Genomic DNA, 21,905 nt, shown 5'->3' with positions numbered 1-21,905 from the left:
GTTGGCTTACCGTTAAACAACACCTGGGATCCACAGGATCCGGTGGCGCCCGTCTCCGCCCTGCCCGGCATCCAACCCATCGAAAGGTAGGAGCCGGCCCTTCATCGCGAAGTTCTTTGTTCTTGAGTGTTTCGCTCAAGTATAACAGAAACCCCGAGCCGTGCTCGGGATAACTCGGGTTTTTCCTCTTACTTGCGTCCGCCAACCGGAAGCACCGCGATGTTGTCGCTTCCGGCGGCGCCGAACGCCTGCTCGCGCAGCAGCGCCAACTGGTCGCGCACCCGGGCCGCCTTCTCGAACTCGAGGTTGCGGGCGTGCTCGAGCATCTGCTTTTCCAGCCGCTTGATTTCCTTCGCCACGTCGCGCTCGCTCATGTCCTCGACGCGGGCGCGTTCGACCTCGCGCTTGCCCGCCTCCTTGGCCGACTTCTCGCCGTAGACGCCGTCGATCAGCTCGCGCACCTGCTTGACGATGCTGCGCGGCACGATGCCATTGGCTTCGTTGAAGGCGATCTGCCGCTCGCGGCGGCGCTGCGTCTCGCCGATCGCCTTGTTCATTGACGCCGTGATGATGTCGGCATACAGGATGGCCTTGCCGTGCAGATTGCGCGCGGCGCGGCCGATGGTCTGGATCAGGCTGCGCTCGGCGCGCAGGAAGCCTTCCTTGTCCGCATCGAGGATGGCAACGAGCGACACCTCGGGAATGTCCAGGCCCTCGCGCAGCAGGTTGATGCCCACCAGCACGTCGAAGCTGCCCAGGCGCAGGTCGCGGATGATCTCCACCCGCTCCACGGTGTCCACGTCACTGTGCAGATAGCGAACCTTCACGCCGTTGTCGCTCAGGTACTCGGTGAGCTGCTCCGCCATGCGCTTGGTCAGCGTGGTGATCAGCACGCGCTCGTTCTTCTCGACGCGGATGCGGATCTCGCCCAGCACGTCGTCCACCTGGTGGGTGGCGGGGCGCACCTCGACCTCGGGATCGATCAGGCCGGTCGGCCGCACCAGTTGCTCGACCACCTGACCGGCATGCTCCTGCTCGTAGGCAGCGGGCGTGGCCGAGACGAAGATGCACTGGCGCATGCGGCGCTCGAATTCCTCGAACTTGAGCGGCCGGTTGTCCAGCGCCGATGGCAGCCGAAAGCCGTATTCCACCAGCGTGGTCTTGCGCGCCCGGTCGCCGTTGTACATGGCGGCGAGCTGGCCGATCATCTGGTGGCTTTCGTCCAGGAACATCAGTGCGTCCTTGGGCAGGTAGTCCGTCAGCGTGGCCGGCGGGTCGCCGGGCGCGGCGCCGGACAGGTGGCGCGTGTAGTTCTCGATGCCCTTGCAGTGGCCGATCTCGGCCAGCATCTCCAGGTCGAAGCGAGTGCGCTGCTCCAGGCGCTGCGCCTCCACCAGCTTGCCGGCGCCGACGAGTTCCTTCACGCGGTCGGCCAGCTCCAGCTTGATGGTGTCGACCGCGCGCAATGTCTTGTCGCGCGGCGTGACGTAGTGGCTGGACGGGTAGATGGTGAAGCGCGGAATCTTCTGCCGCACACGGCCGGTGAGCGGGTCGAACAGCGACAGGCTTTCGATCTCGTCGTCGAACAGCTCGATGCGGATGGCCAGCTCGCTGTGCTCGGCCGGGAACACGTCGATGGTGTCGCCGCGCACCCGAAAGGCGCCGCGCGAGAAGTCCTGCTCGTTGCGCATGTACTGCATGCGGATGAGCCGGCCGATCACGTCGCGTTGGCCGATCTTGTCGCCCACGCGCATGATGAAGCGCATCTCGGTGTAGTCCTCCGGGGCGCCGATGCCGTAGATGGCGCTCACCGTCGCCACGATCACCACGTCCCGCCTCTCCAACACGCTCTTGGTGGCCGACAGGCGCATCTGCTCGATGTGCTCGTTGATCGACGAGTCCTTTTCGATGAACAGGTCGCGCTGCGGCACATAGGCCTCGGGCTGGTAGTAGTCGTAGTAGCTGACGAAGTACTCCACCGCGTTCTTCGGGAAGAACTCGCGGAACTCGCTGTACAGCTGCGCCGCGAGCGTCTTGTTGGGTGCGAATACGATGGCCGGCCGGCCCAGGCGCGCGATGACGTTGGCCATGGTGTAGGTCTTGCCCGAGCCCGTCACGCCCAGCAGCGTCTGGAAGACCTCGCCGTCCTGAATGCCCTCGACCAACTGCTCGATGGCCTTGGGCTGATCGCCAGCGGGCGGATAGGGCTGGAACAGCTCGAAGGGCGAATCGGGGTAGCGGGCGAATTCGCCCTGGCGCGGCGCGGCGGCATCGTCGGCGGTCTGAAGGTCTGCGGTCATGGTGATGAGGCTCCGGGGCAGCAGTCCAACTGTGGGGCGGCCGGTAAAATTCCAAGCGAACCGGCAAGGCTACCCCAAAGGCGATGCCCGGTTCTGCACCCAGCCTCGCCGGCCGCGAGGCTCGCCCCAGCATCCAAAGGACTTTCTCCATGTCTCTCTTCTCCGCCGTCGAGATGGCGCCGCGCGACCCCATCCTGGGTCTGAACGAACAATTCGCCGCCGACACCAACCCCAACAAGGTCAACCTGGGCGTGGGCGTGTACTACGACGACAACGGCAAGCTGCCGCTGCTGGAATGCGTCAAGAAGGCCGAGGCCGACATGATGAAGGCCCCCTCGGCCCGCGGCTACCTGCCCATCGACGGCATCGCCGCCTACGACAACGCCGTCAAGGCCCTGGTGTTCGGCGCCGACAGCGAGCCAGTCAACTCCGGCCGCGTGGCGACCATCCAGGCCCTGGGCGGCACGGGCGGCCTGAAGGTCGGCGCCGACTTCCTCAAGAAGCTTTCGCCGTCGGCCAAAGTGCTGATCAGCGACCCGAGCTGGGAAAACCACCGCGCGCTATTCACTCAGGCCGGCTTCGAGGTCGGCACCTACGCCTACTACGACGCCGCCAAGCGCGGTATCGACTTCGACGGCATGCTGGCCGCCCTGCAAGGCGCGGCCGCCGGCACCGTCGTCGTGCTGCATGCCTGCTGCCACAACCCGACCGGCTACGACCTCACGCCCGCGCAGTGGGACCAGGTGGTCGAGGTGGTCAAGGCCCGCCAGCTGACGCCCTTCCTGGACATGGCCTACCAAGGTTTCGGCTACGGCATTGCCGAGGACGGCGCCGTGATCGGCAAGTTCGTGGCCGCCGGCCTGACCTTCTTCGTCTCGACCTCCTTCTCCAAGAGCTTCAGCCTGTACGGCGAGCGCGTGGGCGCCCTGTCGGTGCTGTGCGAGAACAAGGAAGAAGCAGCGCGCGTGCTGTCGCAGCTGAAGATCATGATCCGCACCAACTACAGCAACCCGCCGACGCACGGTGGCGCCGTCGTGGCGGCTGTGCTGGGCAACCCCGAGCTGCGCGCCCTGTGGGAGAAGGAGCTGGGCGAGATGCGCGTGCGCATCAAGGCCATGCGCCAGAAGCTGGTGGACGGCCTGAAGGCCGCCGGCGTGGAGCAGGACATGAGCTTCATCACCAGTCAGATCGGCATGTTCAGCTACTCGGGCCTGACCAAGGACCAGATGGTGCGCCTGCGCAACGAGTTCGGCGTCTACGGCACCGACACGGGCCGCATGTGCGTGGCCGCACTCAACAGCAAGAACATCGACCACGTCTGCGCGAGCATCGCCAAGGTGGTCTGAGGCGTTGCGGCCGCTGCCTCCTCCTCTCGGAGGTGGCCGCGCACCAAAGAAAAAGGCAGCACGGGGATCCATGCTGCCTTTTTCTTTGCAGCCCGCCAGCATAGGACCGGCGGGCCGTCCTCACCCGACGATCAGGCGAAGTTCTTTTCGGCGAATTCCCAGTTGACCAGCTTGGCCAGGAAGGTCTCGACGAACTTGGGACGCAGATTGCGGTAGTCGATGTAGTAGGCGTGCTCCCAGACGTCGACGGTCAGCAGCGCCTTGTCTTCGGTCGTCAGGGGCGTACCGGCGGCGCCCGTGTTGACGATGTCGACGGAGCCGTCGGCCTTCTTCACCAGCCAGGTCCAGCCCGAGCCGAAGTTGCCGACGGCGGACTTGACGAAGGCTTCCTTGAAGGCGTCGTAGCTGCCCCATTTGGCCTCGATGGCCTTGGCCAGCGCGCCAGAAGGGGCGCCGCCGCCTTGCGGCTTCATGCAGTTCCAGAAGAAGGTGTGGTTCCAGATCTGCGCGGCGTTGTTGTAGATGCCGCCGCTGGACTTCTTCACGATTTCTTCGAGCGTCATGCTCTCGAATTCGGTGCCCTTCTGCAGGTTGTTCAGGTTCACCACATAGGCGTTGTGGTGCTTGCCGTAGTGGTACTCCAGCGTTTCCTTGGAGTACTCGGGGGCCAGCGCGTCCATCGCGTACGGCAGGGGAGGCAGAACATGTTCCATGTGAAGCTCGTTCGTGGGTTGGTTGACAGAAACCGTGGGATTCTAGGAAGGATTGCCGCTGCCTGCGTCGGACGACGTCCCTTGCTGGAGGGTGATGACCTGCAGGTTGGCCGTGCCATCCGCCAGTGTGGCGTTCACGGATTCGCCCGGACGCAGTTGGGCCACGCGGGTCACGGTGCGTCCCTTGGCATCCGCCAGCCAGGCATAGCCCCGCTGGAGCACCACCGCAGGGTCGAGCATCTGGAGACGCAACGCAGCACGCTCCAGCCGATCAGAACGGTTGCGCAAGCTGGCCCGACCCGCGGCGGGCCATCGCCCTTCAGCGGCATCGAGCCGACGCTGCGCCTGATGCAGCCACGCGGTGGTGGCGCGATGCAGACGCTGGTCCCACTGCGCCAGCACCGCCTGCTGCCGCGCCGCGAGCCCGGAGGGTCGGCCAAGCCGGGAGGCAGCCTGGTCGAGCCGCTGCGCCAGCCGGTCCAGCCGGCCTTGCAAAGCATCTCGCAGATCGTCTTCGAGCGCATCCAGCCCCTGGAGCCAGACATCGCGCGAAGGCGCGACGAGTTCGGCGGCGGCGGTCGGCGTGGGTGCGCGCAGGTCGGCGCAGAAGTCGGCGATGGTGAAGTCCGTCTCATGTCCCACGCCGACGACCACAGGCACAAAGCTGGCCACGATGGCGCGCGCCAGTTGCTCGTCGTTGAATGCCCACAGGTCTTCCAGCGAGCCGCCGCCCCGCACCAGCAGGATGGCATCGGGCCGCGGTTCGATCTCCTGCAAGGCCGACAGGGCAGCGACCAGTTCGCCCGGCGCCTGGCCGCCCTGCACGGCCGCTGGAGCCACCACCACCTCCACATGCGGGGCGCGTCGGCGCAGCGCAGTCACCACATCGTGCAAGGCCGCCGCACCGAGGGAAGTGACCAGCCCGATGCGGGCGGGAAACATCGGCAACCGTCGCTTGCGCAAGGGTTCGAACAGCCCCTCGGCCTCCAGCTTCGCCTTGCGCTGCACGAACTGCTCGAACAACGTGCCCTGGCCCGCCCTGCGCAGGCTCTCCACCACCAGTTGCAGGTCGCCGCGGGCTTCGTACACCGTCAGCCGTCCGCGCAACTCGACAAGATCGCCATTGCGCACATCGAAGTCGACCAACGATGCTGCACGGCGGAACATGGCGCAGCGCACCTGCCCCTGGCCATCCTTCAGCGAGAAATAGCAATGGCCGCTGGTGGCGCGAGAAAAGCCGCTCACCTCTCCCTGCACCGCCACCGGGTTGAAGCGCGCATCGAGCGCGTCCGCCGCGGCCCGGCACAGCGCCCCCACAGCCCACACGCGCGGCTGGATGCCCAAGCCTTCAGCCATGGCCCGCCGCCTTGCGTCTTCCACAAGTACAGCGGGCACTGACGCGCGTGCGGCGCATGCCACTGGAGAGCCACGGTTTGTGGTGCAAGTGCTTGATGGAGAAAGAAAAACGACTGCTCAAAATCTGATCGTCCTGACGCCGGGCCCGTCAATGCTGGGCGCGCCAACGTTGCCCGCAGGGTTAGCCACAAAGTTATCCACAGAAAATGTGGGCGGCTGCAGCGCAGACGCCCCGGGTCGCGAGAAACATTCGGTCATAATTTTCGGCTGTTGGGCAGCGCTTCGCGACCACGCAGGAGGAACCTTGTTTTCGATCTTAGTCGCCGCAGGCTGGCCCATCGTGCCGCTGCTTTTGTGCTCGATCATCGCCACTGCGCTCGTCATCGAGCGCTTCGTCAGCCTCAAGGCGGCCAAGGTGCTTCCACCGCAGTTGCTCAACGAGGCCATCGCCGTTTCCCAGGACGGCATTCCTCCCGCCGACGTGATCGCCAAGCTGGAAAGGAATTCGGCGCTGGGCGAGATGCTCGCCAGCGGCTTCCGTGCCGCCCAGGCCGGCGCGGGCCATCCGGCGGATGAAGCGCGCACGGCCATGGAGACCTCGGGCCGGGCGATCGCCCACCGGCTCGAACGCTATCTGCCGGCGCTCGCCACCATTGCCTCGGCGGCGCCACTGCTCGGCCTGCTGGGCACCGTCATCGGCATGATCGAGATCTTCGGCTCGCAGGCACCGGGAACCGGCGCGGCCGGCAATCCGGCGCAACTGGCGCACGGCATCTCCATCGCGCTCTACAACACGGCCTTCGGCCTGATCGTGGCGGTGCCCACGCTGATCTTCTGGCGCTACTTCCGCAGCCGCGTCGACGGCTATCTGCTGCACCTCGAACTGGCCGGCGAGCGCTTCGCCCAACACTTGGCCGGGTTGCGGGCGGCCCCCCGCCCATGAGCGCGCCCCTGCCGGGGGGCGCCCGCCCCGCCTCCGCGCCGGGGAGTCGCCGCAGCGGACGAATTCAACTGCGGGCCGCGTCACGCGACGAGCCGGAGATCAACCTGATCCCCTTCATCGACGTGCTGCTGGTGATCCTGATCTTTCTGATGCTGTCGACCACCTACAACCGCTTCACCGAGATGGAAGTCCGACTGCCCACGGCCGACGCCGAGACGGCCACCACCCGCCCGCGCGAGATCGTGGTGGCGGTGGCGGCGGACGGCCGGTATGCCGTCGACCGGCAGGCACTGCCGGACCGCAGCGTGGAGGCCCTGGCCAGCGCCCTCGCGCCGCTCGCCAAGGTCGACGCCGGCGCTCCGGCGCCGATCCTCATCATCAGCGCAGATGCCGCCGCCGCCCATCAGTCGGTCATCACCGTGATGGAGGCGGCGCGGCGTGCGGGGCTGATGCAGATCACCTTTGCGACGCAGACCTCGGGCAAGGCGGCCCGCTGACGTGCTGACGGCCGACGTCTGGGAGCGCCGCGGCGCACGGGCCTGGATGCTCCGGCCGCTGGCGTGGCTCTTCGGCCTGCTTGCAGCCGTTCGGCGGCAGGCGTATGCCCGTGGCTGGCGTACGGTGCACCGGCTGCCCGTGCCCGTTGTCGTGGTCGGCAACGTGGTGGCAGGCGGCGCAGGCAAGACACCCGTGGTGGTGTCGCTGGTCCGGCATGCGCGGGCCCAGGGCTGGCCGGTTGGCGTCATCTCCCGAGGACATGGGCGGCGCACGCGGGAGGGGCAGGTCGTCCACGCCGACAGCGATCCGCGCGACGTGGGGGACGAACCTCTGCTGATTCATCGCGCGACTGGCGCGCCCGTGGTGGTCGATGCCGACCGGGTGGCCGCCGGGCGCCGGCTCCTGGCGCTGCATCCGGACACCCGCCTCATCGTCGCCGACGATGGTCTGCAGCACCTGCCGCTGGCACGCGATGTGGAGATCTGCGTGTTCGACGACCGCGGCGTCGGCAACGGCTGGCTGCTGCCGGCAGGCCCGCTGCGCGAGCCCTGGCCGCGCCAGTGCGATCTGGTGCTGCACACCGGCGAGCAACCGGCCTTCGCGGGCTTCCGCGGACATCGGGCGCTGGCAGCGCACGCGCTTGACCAGCGGAAGCAGCCCGTGCTCCTGCCCGAACTGGCGGCGCGGGACGATCTGGTGGCAGTCGCGGGCATCGCCCAGCCCCAGCGTTTCTTCGACATGCTGCGGGCGCGGGGCCTGCGACTGCAGCGCTGCATCGCGCTGCCGGATCACCATGACTACACGGACTGGGCACCGCCCGAGGGCGTGCAGCTGCTCTGCACGGAAAAGGATGCGGCCAAACTCTGGACACGCGCGCCCTCGGCGCTGGCCGTGCCGCTGGAGTTCTCCATCGAGCCGGCCTTCTTCGAGGCCCTCGACGCGCGGCTATCATCCCTCGATGGATCCGAAGCTGCTTGAACTGCTGGTCTGCCCGGTCACCAAGGGACCGCTGCAATGGGACGCCGCGCGTCAGGAACTGTGGTCGCGCAGTGCACGCCTCGCCTACCCGGTGCGCGATGGCATTCCTGTGATGCTCGAAAACGAGGCGCGCCCGCTCACGGACGAAGAACTCGGCCTGTGAGCTTCACCGTCCTGATTCCGGCGCGCATGAAGTCGACGCGCCTGCCCGATAAACCCCTGGCGGATATCGGCGGCCTCCCGATGGTGGTGCGAGTGGCGCAGCAAGCCGCACGTTCGGGCGCCAGCACCGTGTGCGTGGCCTGCGACGATCCGCGCATCGTACAGGCCTGCGAGGCAGCTGGTGTGCAGGCCCTGCTCACCCGCGCCGACCATCCCAGCGGCAGTGACCGCCTGGCCGAGGCCTGCACCCTGCTCGGGTTGGCCGACGACACCATCGTGGTCAATGTCCAGGGCGACGAGCCGCTCATCGACCCGACCCTGATCGACGCCGTCGCCCAGTCGCTGGCCGCCCGCCCGGACACGCCCATGGGCACGGCGGCGCACGCCATCGAGGACGAGGCCGACTTCGTCAACCCCAACGTCGTGAAGGTGGTGCTCGACGCGGCAGGGCAGGCGCTCTACTTCAGCCGTTCTCCCCTGCCCTTCTGGCGCGACGGCGGGTTGCCGCCCAGGCTTTCCGCGGACCACCCGGCGCTTCGCCACATCGGCATCTACGCCTACCGCGCCGGCTTCCTGCGCAGCTTCCCGGGCTTGGCAGCTTCACCGCTGGAGCGCGTCGAATCGCTCGAACAGCTTCGGGTGCTGTGGCATGGCCATCGCATCGCCGTGCACGTGACCCCGCACGCACCGGGCACGGGTGTCGACACGCCCGAGGATCTGGCCCGCGTGCGCCTGCATTTCTGAAGGGGTGGCGGACGCCCATCGGTGCGGGGGGCGCATGCTATCCTCGCCGGGATGGCGCGCCCGGAGGAGCCGGCACTGCTCGCCCACACGATTTCCATAAAAAGCTTCCGAGGACACCATGAGACTCATCCTGTTGGGCGCGCCGGGCGCCGGCAAAGGCACACAGGCCACCTTCATCTGCCAGAAGTTCGGCATTCCCCAGATCTCCACCGGTGACATGCTGCGCGCCGCCGTGAAGGCGGGCACGCCGCTCGGACTCCAGGCCAAGACCGTGATGGACGCCGGGGCGCTGGTGAGCGATGACCTCATCATCAACCTCGTCAAGGAACGTATCGCACTGCCCGACTGCGCCAATGGCTTCCTGTTCGATGGCTTTCCGCGCACCATTCCCCAGGCCGATGCGATGAAGGCGGCCGGCGTCAAGCTGGACTATGTGCTGGAGATCGACGTCCCCTTCTCCGACATCATCGAACGCATGAGCGGTCGGCGCTCGCACCCGGCCTCCGGCCGTACCTATCACGTGCGCTTCAACCCGCCAAAGGTCGAAGGCAAAGACGACGTGAGCGGCGAAGACCTGATCCAGCGCGAGGACGACAAGGAAGAGACGGTGCGCAAGCGTCTCGACGTCTACAGCCAGCAGACGCGCCCGCTGGTGGACTACTACGCGAAGTGGGCCGAGCAGGACCCCGTCAACGCGCCCAAGTACCGCGCGATCAGCGGCGTGGGCACGGTCGACGAGATCACACGCCGCGCGATGGCTGCGCTCGAGGGCTGACCCTCACGCCCCGGGGCTTACGCCCTCGGCATTCCCACGCCAAAGGCCGGCCGCAAGGCCCGGCCTTTTTGCTTCATGCAGGTCGATGGCGGCTGTCCATCAGATGGAGCATCAGCGAGATGCGCGCCTTCACCGGGGACAGGTCGAAGGCATGGGGACAACGATCCTCGCCACTCGACAGCACCGCCCCGTCCGCACAGCGGGTGGCACGTACCACGGCGATTCCCGCAGCCTGCGCCTTCGCGAGCGCCTCCTGGAGGCTCTCGTGGACTGTGCCATTGCCAGTCGCCGCCACCACGATGCCATCCACGCCGCCGGCCTGGACAAGCGCATCGACCAATGCCGTGTCGGCCCCTGCATGACTGGTGATGATCTGCACCGAAGGCCAGAGATCGGCGGCAGGCAGCCGCTGGGCGGAAAGCCTCGGGGCCAGCACCTCGGGCCACGCACAGACGCGCCGAATGCGCCCCTCCTCCACGAAGCCGACCGGTCCGCTTTCGCCCGAGGAAAAGGCATCGAGCCGATAAGTGTGCACCTTGCGCACCTGCCGGGCGCGATGGATGGTGCCGGCGCAGACCGCAAGCACACCCCGCGCGCGTTCGGCCACCGCCACGGCCAAGGCGTCTCGCAGGTTCTGCGGGCCATCCGGGGCGGCGGAGCTCGCCGGCCTCATGGCGCAGGTGAGCACCACAGGCTTGTGCGCCATCAGCACCTCGCCGAGGAAGAACGCCGTCTCTTCCAGCGTGTCCGTGCCATGGGTGATGACGATGCCGCGCACGCCTGGGTCATCGAGCAGTTGCTGGCACCGGGAGGCCAGCGCCCGCCAGTGCGCATGCGACATGTCCTTGCTGTCGAGGTTGCACACCTGTTCGGCGGCCCAGGTGATGCCTTCAGGAATCGGCACGTCCGCGAGGAGCTCGCCGACCTCCACCTGTCCGGCCACGTAGCCGAGGTTGTCGCCAGCAATCGCCGCACGTCCGGCAATCGTGCCTCCGGTGCCGAGCACCACGACGCGGGAGGGATGGGCGGGGGTGAGATGAGGACTTGTCAACGGTTTGAAAACTGGTTAAAAATACAGACACTGGATATGCACACAGTATGTGCATCAACCGCTGGAGCCGCAGACACATGCTCAAAGTGCCCACTCCCACCGCGTCGGTCAAGCTTACCGCCCGACAGCAGCAGATTCTCGAGTTGATCCGCGCCACCATGGCTCGCACGGGCGCGCCGCCGACACGCGCCGAGATTGCTGCCGAGTTGGGCTTCAAGTCCGCCAATGCTGCCGAAGAGCACCTGCAGGCCCTCGCGCGAAAGGGCGTCATCGAGCTGGTGAGCGGCACCTCGCGTGGCATCCGGCTCAAGAGCGAGGCGCTGCGCAACCTGCAGGAGAGCCGCACGCCGCAGTTCTCGCTGCCCATTCCTGGCCTGTCGCAGCTGTCCCTCCCGCTCATCGGCCGCGTCGCAGCTGGTGCCCCCATCCTGGCGCAGGAACATGTCGACCAGACCTATTACGTCGAAAGCACGCTGTTCCAGCATCGCCCCGACTACCTGCTCAAGGTGCGCGGCATGTCGATGCGCGACGCCGGCATCATGGACGGCGACCTGCTTGCAGTGCAAAGCACCCGCGAGGCACGCAACGGCCAGATCGTGGTGGCCCGGCTGGGCGACGAGGTCACCGTCAAGCGGCTCAAGCGGCTCAAGGACGTGGTCGAACTTCATGCCGAGAACCCCGACTACCCCACCATCATCGTCCAGCCCGGCGAGCCGTTCGAGATCGAAGGCCTGGCCGTCGGCCTGATCCGCAACACGATGCTGATGTAGCCCCCACCGTCATTTGCTGCTGCCGCGCCAGGTGGCGGGCGTATGGCCGGATGGCCATCACCCTGGTGCGTCGGCTTCGCTTCTCAATCCTGCCTGTGTCCAAACCCCTTCCGATCCTCAGGAGTTCAACATGGGAACCGCTCTGCTCGCCTTGTCCAGTCTTTTCGCCCCGATCCAGTCCTGGGTTGCCCGCCACGCCGATGCCCGCCGCAGCAGTGGACTCAATGCAACGGAGCTGCATTATGTGAATGTCCGCCCTCGCCCCGGCCGGGAGATGCGGCATGCCGCAAGCAGCCGGCGCGATGCAGCCGAGCGCCCCCCGCTGCGCGTCGTGCGGGTGGTGGAGTCGGGAGAGCCGCGCTCCCACGGTTCGAGACTGGTGATTGCCGGCCGCATGGCCGACGTCTGCGCCGAACTCGACCGCCTCGTCGAGAAGGAATTGCGCGAAGCCGCCCGGCCATCTGGCAGCACGCTGCACTGACGTCGCGCGACAGACGCTCTCCTTTCGAGGACGAGCGGAAGACCGCCGGAGCCGGAGGCAAAATGGGCGGCCATGAACATCGTGATTCTCGACGACTACCAGGACGCCGTACGCAAGCTGCGCTGCGCCTCCAAGCTGGACGCCTACACCGCCAAGGTCTACACCAACACGGTCAAGGGCATCGGGCAGTTGTCGGTCAGGCTGCGGGACGCGGACGTGATCGTGCTGATCCGCGAGCGCACCCAGATCTCCCGCCAGCTCGTCGAGAAGCTGCCACGCCTCAAGCTGATCTCGCAGACGGGCCGCGTGGGTGGTCATGTGGACGTGAATGCATGTACCGAGTACGGCGTGGCCGTGGCCGAAGGCACCGGCTCTCCCCTGGCACCGGCCGAACTCACATGGGCACTGATCATGGCGGCCACGCGCCGCCTGCCGCAATACATCAGCAACCTCAAGCACGGCGCGTGGCAGCAGTCCGGGCTCAAGTCCGCGTCGATGCCGCCCAATTTCGGCCTGGGCTCCGTGCTCAAGGGCAAGACGCTCGGCATCTGGGGCTATGGCCGCATCGGCCAATTGGTGGCGCGGTACGGACAGGCCTTTGGCATGCAGGTTGTGATCTGGGGCCGTGACGCGAGCTGCGAGCGCGCACGCAACGACGGCTTCCAGACGGCGCCCAGCCGCGAGGCGCTCTTCGAGATGGCGGATGTGCTCACCCTGCACCTTCGGCTGAATGACGACACGCGCGGTCTGGTGAGGCTGGAGGATCTGTCCCGCATGAAGCCGACGTCGCTGTTCGTCAACACCAGCCGGGCTGAACTCGTCGAGTCCGACGCCCTGCTCGCTGCACTCAACCGTGGACGGCCGGGCATGGCGGCCATCGACGTCTTCGAGAGTGAACCGCCCCTTCAAGGCCATGCGCTGCTGCGCCTCGAGAACTGCATCTGCACGCCGCACATTGGCTACGTCGAGCAGGAGAGCTATGAGCTCTACTTCGGCCAGGCCTTCGACAACGTCGTGAGCTTCATCCGCGGCAATCCCACGAACATCGTCAATCCCGGGGCGCTGCAGGTGCGCCGGTGAGGCGCGAGGCGCCCTGGCCTGGGGCGCTGTGGGCCTTGCTCTTCGGCAATTTCGCCATCGGCACGGGCGTGATGGTGGTGCCGGGCACGCTGCCCGAGTTGGCCGCTTCGTTTTCGACCTCCATCGCCGCGGTGGGGCAGTTGATTACCGCCGGCGCATTGGTGGTGTGTGTCGGCGCCCCGCTGCTGGCCGGCCTGGTGGCGGGCTGGGACAGACGCCGTCTCCTCGCCGTCTCGCTGGCCTGGTTTGCCCTTGGACACCTGGCGTCTGCGCTGATGCCGACGCTGGGCGCCCTGCTACCTGTCCGCATGGCCACGCTGGTCGCGCCCGCGGTCTTCACCCCCCAGGCGGCCGCTTGCGTAGGCATGCTGGTGCCACCGCACAGGCGCGCAGCGGCCGTGGCCTTCATCTTCCTGGGATGGTCCCTGGCCTCGGTGCTCGGATTGCCGATGGCCGCCTACCTCGGCGGGCATTGGGGCTGGCGCGCGGCCTTCGGCGTCATCGCCGCCCTGACGGCGATTGGCGCCCTGTGGGTCTGGCGCACCATGCCGGCCGGGGTCAAGCCTGCCCCGCTTTCGCGCGAAGGCTGGTTGCAGGTGCTGCGTCATCCGATCCTGATGCCCGTCGTGGGCATCACGCTGCTTCAGGCAGCGGGGCAGTTCGTGCTCTTCAGCTATTTCGGGCCGCTGCTCGTCCAGCGACTGCACGCGGGCCCAGGCGAACTCAGCCTGATCTGGTTATGGATTGGCCTGTGCGGCGTGGTGGGCAATCTGCTGGCCACGCGCTACATGGACCGGTTGGGCAGTGCCGGGATGGCGATGCTCGCGATGGCGCTGATCAGCGTCAGCCTGCTGTTGTGGCCTTTGGGCCTGGCCTTGGGCTGGACGGCGCTGACGGCCGTCCTGCTGCCCTGGGGCCTGGGCTGCTTCGCCGCCAACTCGTCGCAGCAGGCCAGGCTGGTGGGGCTGGCGCCCACGCTGGCCTCTGCGTCCATCGCGCTCAACAGTTCCGCGATGTACATGGGTCAGGCGGCAGGCGCAGGGCTGGGGGGCTGGCTGCTCGCCCGCGGCACGTCTTCGTGGATGAACTGGTGCGGCTTGGCGTGCCTGGTGGCCGCCATGCTGCTGAGCCTGAATCTGGGCCGACGCGGCCGCGCTACCGCCTGAGACACGGCGGGCGGGCGACCGGCCGACCCAGCCGACCCAGGCTCAAGGTGTCGGCGGCTTCTTGATGGACGCGCCCGGCCGGATGCTGTCCTCGAGTTCCGGATCGAAGAGCTGGAAGTCCGGCGGCACCGGGTCGAAATCGTTCGGCACGGTCAGCGCCGGATCGGCTTCGTGTGCGGCGGGTGGCGCCGGCTCGGCGGGGAGCGTGCGACCCTTCAGCGCCTTGGGGATGGTGTCGATGGACGACGCTTCCAGGTCTGAAAGGTCGAAGTCGATCGTGCCGGGAGGCGGCCCTGACACGACAGGAGTCGCCGCGCCCCCGCCTGTCCCCGCCGCCAGCGGCAGCGGCGCGGTCGGCGGCTGCGAGACGGCCATCGGCGCCAGCAACCCCATCGCCGAGGTCGTCCCGGCATCGCTGGCCATCATCATGCTGCCGTTCGCGATGCGCTCCTGGGCAGCGCCATACAGGGCCAGCAGCTCACGATACGCGGGCAGGTCGAAGGGCGCGCGGCCCTGCGAGTCCACGGCCTGGAACAGGAAGCCTTCGATGACGCCCAACACCTCCCGGCGCGGCCACGCCTTCTCGATGCGCTCGACCGCCTCGGGATAGGCCGCCAGCGAACGACCTTCGTCCTGGAAGTCGTCATAGGCCGGCAACTCGAGCCCCAGCGCCTTGCGGCATTCGCGCCGTGTGGTGTCGTAATCGGCCTTGCGCCCCTGGGAATGCAACAGCCGCAGCAGTTCCATGTACATGAGCGGGCTGGTGACGCCGTACTCGTCCAGGTGATCGGCCAGCACGCCGACGGCCTGATCGAACTGCCCGAGCGACAGGCAGAACTCGGCCTGCTGCTGCACGTCGAGCAGCCTGTCGGCGCTCACCGGCTCGGGCCCATCCGGGGGAAGCGTGGAAATGGTGTCCGGCCCCGGGTCGGCCGCCACCGCCACGGGGGCAGGCGTGGCACCGGCACCCGCGATATCGCCGGCAGCGGCGACGGCTGCCAGGCCAGCGGGCTTGATTGGCGGATCCGCAGGCAGATCGGCATACGGCTCCACCTCGCTGGGCTGCCACCAGGATGACTCCGCCGCCTGGCGCCTGGCACGGCGCCACAACACGCCGGCCACGGCGAGCAGCACGGCCAGCAACAGCAGCAACGGCCAGAGCCACCACGGCCTTTCCGAGGCGGCCTCGCGGGCCTGCGCCAGCTCGGTCCTGAGGCTTTCGATGGTGCGGTCGCGCTGGGCCATCTGTGCGCGCAGCGCCGCGCTCTGGCGGTCGGCGGACTGCGCGTCCTGGGGGGCGCTCGCCGCACCGGCCGGCGTGGCGGCGGCATCGCTCGCACCACCCTGAGGCAGTGGCGCAACGGCACCGGCCTCGATGTTCCTCAGCCGGGTGGCGATCTTGAGCCAGGCGGGCGGCAAGGTGTAGTCGTCTGCAGCGCCGGACGCGGCAGCGATGCCGGCAGCACCGGCGGCCGCAGCCGCTGCGCGGGGATCGAGCGCATCTACACGCAGCCGTCCGCCGGTGGTGAGCGCGGGGGTCCGCGGTGCGGCCCGGACCGCACCACCGGCACGCGGCGCCGGTGCGGTGTCGCGCGTGCGCGCGCCGGTGGAGGCACTGCGCCCCTCGGTGCTGCGCGCCCCGGAGCGCGGCGGCTGAGCACCCATGGGCGGCAGCGACGCGCCCAACGCTCGCTCGGCGCGGTCCGCATCGATGGCCGAAACCGGGGGCGGGTCGGCCAGCAGCGCGAACTCACGCACCATCGTGGCGCCGCAACCCACACGCACGTTCACTGTGACGACCGGCTCGTCGATCGGCCGGGTGGTGCGGATGCGCAGCCAGGGCGCGTCCGGCGAACGCCCCGGCTCCACGGTGGTGCCGAAGTCGCGGTCGGAGAGCGTGGCATCGCCCAGCTTCACACCGACCGAGGGACACGCACCGCCGCTGCCCTCCAGTTGCACGGGCACGCGCAGATCGAGCGGCTTGCCGATCCACACCGCCCCTTCCGGCCGGCCGATCGTCAACGCCGAGGCGGCAACGGGAAGCACAAGCCCCAGTCCGAGTACAAACGAAGCAGTCGATGCAGGTTTCGGAGGCACAGCGGGGCGTCGAGGGGAAGTAAAAGGTTTAAATATTTTCACACCACCCTGACGTTTATGAACAAACAAGATGCATATTTCTAACAGGGCTGGCGCCTCCGCCCCGCATCCCGACGCAATTGGCCTCGCCTCGACGCCATTTCCCCCGCATTGCGACACCCTCCCGACGATGACAATCGCCGGGTTTTTTGTATTTCTGGAGACAACTGCCATGCCTCTTTCGCCCCGGCCCGACGCTGCCACGGAGCCTTCCCGATGAGCGCGGAATTGAAGAGCACCACACAGGGCCGCACGATGGTGCTGACCCTGTCCAATCCTGCCCAGCGCAACGCGCTCGGCCCCGAGATGTACGCCGCTGGCGTCGAGGCCCTGTACGGCGCTGGCAGCAATGCCGAAATACGCTGCGTGGTGCTGGTCGGCGAAGGCCGCTGGTTTTGCGCAGGCGGGTCACTGCAGCGGCTGCAGTCCAACCGGGAGCGCGATCCCAGCGTGCAGGCCGAAAGCATCGACGCACTGCACAACTGGATCGAGGCCATCCGCAGTTTTCCGAAGCCGGTGATCGCCGCCGTGGAAGGTGCCGCCGCCGGCGCGGGGTTCTCGTTGGCCATGGCGTGCGATCTGGTGATCTCGGCGCGCGATGCCGTGTTCGCGGCGTCATACAGCAACGTTGCCCTGTCCCCCGATGGTGGCCTCAGCTGGCATCTGGCGCAGTGGCTGCCGCGACAACTGGCCACCGAATGGCTGATGAACGGTGAGCGCATCACCGCATCGCGCCTGCACGAACTCGGCCTGGTCAACACGCTGACCGAGACCGGCAATGCGCTGGACGAAGCGATGGCCCTTGCCCAGAAGCTGGAGGCCCGTGCTCCCAATGCGCTGGCCAGCATCAAGGAGCTTCTGGGCGAGGCCCGGGGCCGCACGCTCGGCGAGCAGTTGGGCCAGGAGCGCGAACACTTCGTGCGCAACCTCCACCATGCCAACGCCGGCATCGGCATCGGCGCTTTCCTCGGCAAGACCACGCCGCACTACCAATGAGCATGCTGGTCGCCCCTGCGACAAGCCCGCAAGATCCAGTCACGCAAACGACACGCCATGGATGACCCCATTCTTACCATCGAAGAACGAGAAGCCATCAACAGTGGCCGCTGGTTCACTTCACTCTCCCCTTCGCTCCGTCACGACATCCTCCGATGTGCCTTCGTCAAACGCTACAAGGACGGCGACCTGATCGCCGCACGGGGCGATCCGCCAGACCAGTGGATCGCCTGTGCGAAGGGCGCGGTGCGTGTGAGTTCGACGGCGGTCTCGGGCAAGCAAGTGACGCTGACGTACGTCGAGCCGGGCATCTGGTTCGGGGACGTCGCGATGTTCGATGGCGACCGGCGCACGCACGACGCCTATGCGCATGGCGACACGACCATCCTGTGCGTGGCACGTGCGGACTTCAACAAGATCCTCACCGCCCACGTGGAGTTGTACGAGGCGCTGATGCGCCTGCAGGCGCGACGCATCCGCACGCTCTTTGGCCTGGTGGAAGACCTGAACACCCTGCCCCTTCGGGCGCGGCTGGCCAAGCAGCTGGTGCATCTGGTGCGCAGCTACGGCGTCCCCAATCTGGCCGACGGAAGCCAGACGCGCATCGGCCTGCAGCTGGCACAGGAAGAGTTGGCGCAATTGCTGGGTGCCTCGCGTCAGCGCGTCAACCAGGAACTCAAGACGATGGAGCGCGAGGGCGCGATCCGCATCGAGCCGGCGGGGCTGGTGGTGCTGGACCGCGACGCGCTCACCCGCATCTCGCAGGCGGACAGCTGAGCGCGCCGTGCGGGGCGCGACAGGGCCGCCCCGCTCCCTTTCAAGAACAAAGAAAAAGCCAAGAGACATGAGCCAGGACTTCAGCACCTTCGTCGGCACCCGCGCGGTGTCCTCCCAGCATGCGGTCGACGTGCAGGCTCTCGAAGCCTGGCTCACCACGCACGTGGAAGACTTCAAGGGCCCATTGAGCATCGAGATGTTCAAGGGCGGCCAGTCCAATCCCACGTACAAGCTGCTGACGCCCGGCCGTCAGTACGTGATGCGCGCCAAGCCAGGCCCGGTGGCCAAGCTGCTGCCCTCGGCCCATGCCGTGGAGCGCGAATACAAGGTGATGCATGGCCTGGCAGGCTCCGATGTGCCCGTGCCGAAGATGCTGGCCCTGTGCGAGGACGAATCGGTGATCGGCCGCGCCTTCTACGTCATGGAGTGCATGCAGGGCCGCGTACTGTGGGACCAGACGCTGCCCGGCATGTCCAATGCCGAGCGCACCGCGATCTACGACGAGATGAACCGCGTCATGGCGGCGCTGCATACGGTCGACTTCGCCTCTCGCGGCCTGGGCGACTACGGCAAGCCCGGCAACTACTTCGAGCGCCAGATCGGCCGCTGGAGCAAGCAGTACAAGGCCTCCACCGATGGCGCCGGCGAGTTGTCGCAGCCCATCGACGAGATGGAGCGCCTGCTCGAGTGGCTGCCGGCCAACATTCCGGCCAGCGCACTCGATGCCTCGAAGGTGTCGATCGTCCACGGCGACTACCGCCTCGACAACATCATGTTCGCGGCCGATCAGCCGCGCGTCATCGCGGTCCTGGACTGGGAGTTGTCCACGCTGGGCCATCCGCTGGCCGATTTCAGCTACCACTGCATGTCTTGGCACATCCCGGCAGGCACCTTCCGCGGCATCGGCGGGGTGGACTTGGCGCCTCTCGGCATTCCGTCCGAGAAGGACTACGTGCGCCGCTACTGCGAGCGCACAGGGCTCACCACCCCCGAGGCGCTGGCGCAGGACTGGAACTTCTACCTCGCCTACAACCTGTTCCGTATCGCCGCCATCCTGCAAGGCATCGCCAAGCGGGTGGAAGCCGGCACCGCCTCCAGCGAGCAGGCGGTCAATTCCGCCAAGGGCGCCCGTCCCATGGCGCAGTTGGCCTGGCAATTCGCCCAGCGCGCCTGAGGACAGCGCCGCTTTTCACGACCCGACACCCACCACCGGAGACAGCATGGAGTTCGATTTTTCCCCCAAGGTCAAGGACCTGCAGAAGCGCGTCAGCGACTTCATGGACGAGTACATCTTTCCGGCCGAGGCGGAGTATGCGCAGGAGATGGAAGCCAATACGGCCGCCCGCAAGCGCTGGACGCCGCTGCAGGTGATCGAGCGCCTGAAAGACAAGGCCCGCGCCCAGGACCTGTGGAACCTGTTCCTGCCCAACGACACCGCAGAACTGGCCAAGAAGAAGGGCGGTGGCCTCACCAACATGGAGTACGCGCCGTTGGCTGAGTTGATGGGCCGTGTGCCATGGGCATCCGAGGTCTTCAACTGCTCGGCGCCCGACACCGGCAACATGGAGACCATCGCACGCTACGGTTCCGATGCGCATCGCGAGCAATGGCTGACGCCGCTGCTCGACGGCAAGATCCGCTCGGCCTTCGCCATGACCGAACCGGCGGTGGCCTCCAGCGATGCCACCAACATCGAAACCCGCATCGAACGCCAGGGCGACGAGTACGTCATCAACGGCCGCAAGTGGTGGATCTCGGGCGCCGGCGACCCGCGCTGCAAGGTCTTCATCACCATGGGCAAGTCCGACCCGGAGGCGCCCAAGCATTCGCAGCAGAGCATGGTGCTGGTGCCCGAGGGCACGCCCGGCATCAAGATCCTGCGTCCGCTCAACGTGATGGGCTACGACGACGCGCCCCATGGCCACATGGAGATGGTGTTCGAGAACGTGCGCGTGCCGGCCAGCAACATCCTGCTGGGTGAAGGCCGAGGCTTCGAGATCGCCCAGGGCCGCCTGGGCCCAGGCCGCATCCACCACTGCATGCGCCTGATCGGCCTGGCCGAACGTGCGCTGGAGCTCATGTGCCGCCGCGCGTCTTCCCGCGTTGCCTTCGGCAAGGCCGTGGCCGCGCAGACGGTGACGCAGGAGCGCATTGCCGAAGCACGCTGCCGCATCGACATGGCCCGCCTGCTGACGCTCAAGGCCGCCTGGCTGATGGACGTCGCCGGCAACAAGGTCGCCAAGACGGACATCGCCATGATCAAGGTGGTGGCGCCAAGCATGGCCTGCCAGGTGATCGACTGGGCAATGCAGGTGCATGGTGGCGGTGGCATGAGCGATGACTTCCCGCTGGCCTATGCCTACGCCAATGCCCGCACGCTGCGCTTCGCCGACGGCCCGGACGAAGTGCACCGCAATGCCATTGCGAAGTGGGAACTGGGCAAGTACGCGGCGGACAAGACGCCGATCGAGCCGCCCGTCACGCGCTTCTGAGTTCAGGGCCGCACAGAGACAAGAGCCGCTGCAGCCTCGACGGGCTGCAGCGGCTTTTTGCTTCCAGGGTCGCGTCACTGCCGATCGAGCGTGATCACGCGCGGACGACAGCAGGCGAGCTAGAGCTTCTTCTGAAGGAAGATTGCCTTGCCGTACGCCGGGTCGAGCTCGTAGCCATCGAAACCCGCGCGCCGGTAGGCGTTGAGCGCGGGCGCATTGCCCGAAAGCACTTCCAGCGTCAGCTTGCAGGCGCCGCGCCGGCGGGCCTCTTCCTCCACGGCAGCCAGCATTTGCTGCGCCACGCCCTGCCCGCGCGCATGCGCCAGCACCACCACGTCGTGGACATTCACCAGCGGCCGGCAGGCAAAGGTGGAAAAACCTTCGAAGCAGTTGATGAGCCCGACGGGCTCGTCCTGCGCGTCATAGGCCAGAACGCTGAAGGCCTGCGGGCGGGCTGCAAGGGCGGCCGGCAACTGGCGTTTGGCTTCGGCGTCCAGCGGTTGCCCACCACCGGCCGGATCGCAAGCATAGGCATCGAGCAGCCGCACCAGCGCGTCGGCCTGCTGCGGATCGAGGTAGTCGACGAGGTGGGTGCGCATCAGACAGGTTCCAAGGGACGATAGGGTTGTGCAGGCAGGACGACGGTGATCGCGTCACCGGCGGCCACCGAACCACCCGCGGTCACGATGGCCATCACGCCTGCCTTGCGCACGGTATGGCCCTCGGCATCGCGGTCCAGCACTGCGGCCATCAACCCGGGCTGGAAGCGGTCGATCTGCTTGCATGGATTGCGCAGGCCCGTGAGCATCAGTTCGGCGCTTGCGCCGATCCGCAGCCGCGTGCCGGTCGGCAGGCTCAGAAGGTCCAGGCCACGCGTCGTGATGTTCTCACCCATTTCGCCGGGAAAGACCGGGAAGCCCCTCGGCAGCAACTCGTCGAACAGTTCGGCAGGCAGCAGGTGCACCTGGCGCAAGTTGGGCTGCTGCGGATTGCGGGCCACGCGCGAGCGGTGCTTCACGGTCTTGCCCGCATGGGCATCCCCTTCGACCCCCTGCCCTTCGACCAGCACGATGTGGTCCTCCTCGAACTTGGAGAAGCCATGCACGGTGCTGGCGTGGACGGCCACGACGCGCGCTTGCAT

22 protein-coding genes are annotated in these 21,905 nt (G+C 67.3%); 15 read left to right on the top strand and 7 right to left on the bottom strand.

Annotation, left to right across the window (positions count from 1 at the left end; genetic code table 11):
• Positions 1-188: 188 nt before the first annotated feature.
• Positions 189-2,300, bottom strand: a complete 2,112-nt coding sequence (uvrB, locus tag ABIC63_RS05345; RefSeq protein ID WP_354318972.1) for an excinuclease ABC subunit UvrB — start codon at positions 2,298-2,300, stop codon at positions 189-191.
• Between the two features lie 149 nt (positions 2,301-2,449).
• Here uvrB and ABIC63_RS05340 point away from each other — a divergent pair, with 149 nt between their 5' ends.
• Positions 2,450-3,646, top strand: a complete 1,197-nt coding sequence (locus ABIC63_RS05340) for an amino acid aminotransferase (RefSeq protein WP_354318971.1) — start codon at positions 2,450-2,452, stop codon at positions 3,644-3,646.
• A 131-nt stretch (positions 3,647-3,777) separates the two neighbouring features.
• Here the strand turns inward: ABIC63_RS05340 and ABIC63_RS05335 are convergent, their stop codons facing one another.
• Entirely contained in the window at positions 3,778-4,359 is a 582-nt protein-coding gene (locus tag ABIC63_RS05335) for a superoxide dismutase (protein ID WP_114804109.1), read from the bottom strand.
• Positions 4,360-4,401: 42 nt separating this feature from the next.
• Positions 4,402-5,715, bottom strand: coding sequence for an exodeoxyribonuclease VII large subunit (gene xseA / locus ABIC63_RS05330; protein WP_354318970.1), 1,314 nt, complete (start codon positions 5,713-5,715; stop codon positions 4,402-4,404).
• A gap of 304 nt (positions 5,716-6,019) precedes the next feature.
• On the opposite strand from xseA, the gene ABIC63_RS05325 reads away from it, so the two are divergent.
• From ABIC63_RS05325 to adk, 6 genes are all read left to right on the top strand, one after another.
• The gene (locus tag ABIC63_RS05325) at positions 6,020-6,658 is read left to right on the top strand and encodes a MotA/TolQ/ExbB proton channel family protein (RefSeq protein WP_354318969.1); all 639 of its coding nucleotides are present in this window, start codon (positions 6,020-6,022) and stop codon (positions 6,656-6,658) included.
• Between the two features lie 62 nt (positions 6,659-6,720).
• Entirely contained in the window at positions 6,721-7,155 is a 435-nt protein-coding gene (locus ABIC63_RS05320) for an ExbD/TolR family protein (RefSeq protein ID WP_370645994.1), read from the top strand.
• Between the two features lie 46 nt (positions 7,156-7,201).
• Entirely contained in the window at positions 7,202-8,134 is a 933-nt protein-coding gene (gene lpxK / locus ABIC63_RS05315; protein WP_354319034.1) for a tetraacyldisaccharide 4'-kinase, read from the top strand.
• Positions 8,115-8,297 carry a Trm112 family protein gene (locus ABIC63_RS05310; protein WP_017756993.1) on the top strand — a complete coding sequence of 61 codons (183 nt, stop codon included), beginning with the start codon at positions 8,115-8,117 and terminating at the stop codon, positions 8,295-8,297. The genes lpxK and ABIC63_RS05310 overlap by 20 nt, the downstream gene beginning before the upstream one ends.
• A complete protein-coding gene (kdsB, locus tag ABIC63_RS05305) occupies positions 8,294-9,040 on the top strand; it encodes a 3-deoxy-manno-octulosonate cytidylyltransferase (protein ID WP_354318968.1) in 747 nt (248 codons plus the stop codon). The genes ABIC63_RS05310 and kdsB overlap by 4 nt, the downstream gene beginning before the upstream one ends.
• A gap of 118 nt (positions 9,041-9,158) precedes the next feature.
• Positions 9,159-9,815, top strand: coding sequence for an adenylate kinase (adk, locus tag ABIC63_RS05300; protein WP_354318967.1), 657 nt, complete (start codon positions 9,159-9,161; stop codon positions 9,813-9,815).
• A 73-nt stretch (positions 9,816-9,888) separates the two neighbouring features.
• On the opposite strand, the gene ABIC63_RS05295 is transcribed toward adk, so the two are convergent.
• Positions 9,889-10,824, bottom strand: coding sequence for an asparaginase (locus tag ABIC63_RS05295; RefSeq protein WP_354318966.1), 936 nt, complete (start codon positions 10,822-10,824; stop codon positions 9,889-9,891).
• 119 nt (positions 10,825-10,943) lie between these two features.
• Between ABIC63_RS05295 and lexA the strand changes: the two genes are divergently transcribed.
• The 4 genes from lexA (at position 10,944) to ABIC63_RS05275 (ending at position 14,363) form a co-directional block, all read left to right on the top strand.
• Positions 10,944-11,636 (top strand): transcriptional repressor LexA, encoded by a 693-nt coding sequence (gene lexA / locus ABIC63_RS05290; RefSeq protein ID WP_043116164.1) that lies wholly within the window; start codon positions 10,944-10,946, stop codon positions 11,634-11,636.
• 130 nt (positions 11,637-11,766) lie between these two features.
• Complete coding sequence (locus ABIC63_RS05285) at positions 11,767-12,117, top strand: hypothetical protein (protein WP_295371562.1); 351 nt, start codon at positions 11,767-11,769, stop codon at positions 12,115-12,117.
• 72 nt (positions 12,118-12,189) lie between these two features.
• Positions 12,190-13,197, top strand: a complete 1,008-nt coding sequence (locus ABIC63_RS05280) for a D-2-hydroxyacid dehydrogenase family protein (protein WP_234194186.1) — start codon at positions 12,190-12,192, stop codon at positions 13,195-13,197.
• On the top strand, positions 13,194-14,363 hold the full coding sequence (locus ABIC63_RS05275; protein ID WP_354318965.1) for an MFS transporter: 1,170 nt from the start codon (positions 13,194-13,196) through the stop codon (positions 14,361-14,363). The genes ABIC63_RS05280 and ABIC63_RS05275 overlap by 4 nt, the downstream gene beginning before the upstream one ends.
• Before the next feature lie 42 nt (positions 14,364-14,405).
• Here ABIC63_RS05275 and ABIC63_RS05270 read toward each other — a convergent pair whose 3' ends face one another.
• On the bottom strand, positions 14,406-16,673 hold the full coding sequence (locus ABIC63_RS05270) for a hypothetical protein (protein WP_354318964.1): 2,268 nt from the start codon (positions 16,671-16,673) through the stop codon (positions 14,406-14,408).
• 42 nt (positions 16,674-16,715) lie between these two features.
• Between ABIC63_RS05270 and ABIC63_RS05265 the strand changes: the two genes are divergently transcribed.
• From ABIC63_RS05265 to ABIC63_RS05250, 4 genes are all read left to right on the top strand, one after another.
• On the top strand, positions 16,716-17,495 hold the full coding sequence (locus ABIC63_RS05265) for an oxepin-CoA hydrolase, alternative type (protein WP_354318963.1): 780 nt from the start codon (positions 16,716-16,718) through the stop codon (positions 17,493-17,495).
• Positions 17,496-17,552: 57 nt separating this feature from the next.
• Positions 17,553-18,272 carry a Crp/Fnr family transcriptional regulator gene (locus tag ABIC63_RS05260; RefSeq protein ID WP_017760000.1) on the top strand — a complete coding sequence of 240 codons (720 nt, stop codon included), beginning with the start codon at positions 17,553-17,555 and terminating at the stop codon, positions 18,270-18,272.
• A gap of 67 nt (positions 18,273-18,339) precedes the next feature.
• Complete coding sequence (locus ABIC63_RS05255; RefSeq protein ID WP_294364850.1) at positions 18,340-19,446, top strand: phosphotransferase; 1,107 nt, start codon at positions 18,340-18,342, stop codon at positions 19,444-19,446.
• A 46-nt stretch (positions 19,447-19,492) separates the two neighbouring features.
• A complete protein-coding gene (locus tag ABIC63_RS05250) occupies positions 19,493-20,764 on the top strand; it encodes an acyl-CoA dehydrogenase family protein (RefSeq protein WP_354318962.1) in 1,272 nt (423 codons plus the stop codon).
• Positions 20,765-20,883: 119 nt separating this feature from the next.
• Here ABIC63_RS05250 and ABIC63_RS05245 read toward each other — a convergent pair whose 3' ends face one another.
• The gene (locus ABIC63_RS05245) at positions 20,884-21,363 is read right to left on the bottom strand and encodes a GNAT family N-acetyltransferase (protein WP_354318961.1); all 480 of its coding nucleotides are present in this window, start codon (positions 21,361-21,363) and stop codon (positions 20,884-20,886) included.
• Positions 21,363-21,905 (bottom strand): MOSC domain-containing protein, encoded by a 543-nt coding sequence (locus tag ABIC63_RS05240; protein WP_354318960.1) that lies wholly within the window; start codon positions 21,903-21,905, stop codon positions 21,363-21,365. Before ABIC63_RS05240 ends, ABIC63_RS05245 begins: the two co-directional genes overlap by 1 nt.

The sequence above is a fragment of the Pseudacidovorax sp. 1753 genome, assembly GCF_040544975.1.
In the GTDB taxonomy this organism is placed as follows: Bacteria; Pseudomonadota; Gammaproteobacteria; order Burkholderiales; family Burkholderiaceae_C; genus Xenophilus.
This window is presented reverse-complemented; position numbering and strand designations above follow the sequence as displayed.

Coding starts and splice junctions, on each gene's coding strand:
- uvrB (WP_354318972.1), bottom strand. CDS start 2,300: ATGACCGCAGACCTTCAGACCGCCGACGATGCCGCCGCGCCGCGCCAG.
- ABIC63_RS05340 (WP_354318971.1), top strand. CDS start 2,450: ATGTCTCTCTTCTCCGCCGTCGAGATGGCGCCGCGCGACCCCATCCTG.
- ABIC63_RS05335 (WP_114804109.1), bottom strand. CDS start 4,359: ATGGAACATGTTCTGCCTCCCCTGCCGTACGCGATGGACGCGCTGGCC.
- xseA (WP_354318970.1), bottom strand. CDS start 5,715: ATGGCTGAAGGCTTGGGCATCCAGCCGCGCGTGTGGGCTGTGGGGGCG.
- lpxK (WP_354319034.1), top strand. CDS start 7,202: ATGCTCCGGCCGCTGGCGTGGCTCTTCGGCCTGCTTGCAGCCGTTCGG.
- ABIC63_RS05310 (WP_017756993.1), top strand. CDS start 8,115: ATGGATCCGAAGCTGCTTGAACTGCTGGTCTGCCCGGTCACCAAGGGA.
- adk (WP_354318967.1), top strand. CDS start 9,159: ATGAGACTCATCCTGTTGGGCGCGCCGGGCGCCGGCAAAGGCACACAG.
- lexA (WP_043116164.1), top strand. CDS start 10,944: ATGCTCAAAGTGCCCACTCCCACCGCGTCGGTCAAGCTTACCGCCCGA.
- ABIC63_RS05285 (WP_295371562.1), top strand. CDS start 11,767: ATGGGAACCGCTCTGCTCGCCTTGTCCAGTCTTTTCGCCCCGATCCAG.
- ABIC63_RS05280 (WP_234194186.1), top strand. CDS start 12,190: ATGAACATCGTGATTCTCGACGACTACCAGGACGCCGTACGCAAGCTG.
- ABIC63_RS05270 (WP_354318964.1), bottom strand. CDS start 16,673: ATGGCAGTTGTCTCCAGAAATACAAAAAACCCGGCGATTGTCATCGTC.
- ABIC63_RS05265 (WP_354318963.1), top strand. CDS start 16,716: ATGAGCGCGGAATTGAAGAGCACCACACAGGGCCGCACGATGGTGCTG.
- ABIC63_RS05260 (WP_017760000.1), top strand. CDS start 17,553: ATGGATGACCCCATTCTTACCATCGAAGAACGAGAAGCCATCAACAGT.
- ABIC63_RS05255 (WP_294364850.1), top strand. CDS start 18,340: ATGAGCCAGGACTTCAGCACCTTCGTCGGCACCCGCGCGGTGTCCTCC.
- ABIC63_RS05250 (WP_354318962.1), top strand. CDS start 19,493: ATGGAGTTCGATTTTTCCCCCAAGGTCAAGGACCTGCAGAAGCGCGTC.
- ABIC63_RS05245 (WP_354318961.1), bottom strand. CDS start 21,363: ATGCGCACCCACCTCGTCGACTACCTCGATCCGCAGCAGGCCGACGCG.
- ABIC63_RS05240 (WP_354318960.1), bottom strand. CDS start 21,905: ATGCAAGCGCGCGTCGTGGCCGTCCACGCCAGCACCGTGCATGGCTTC.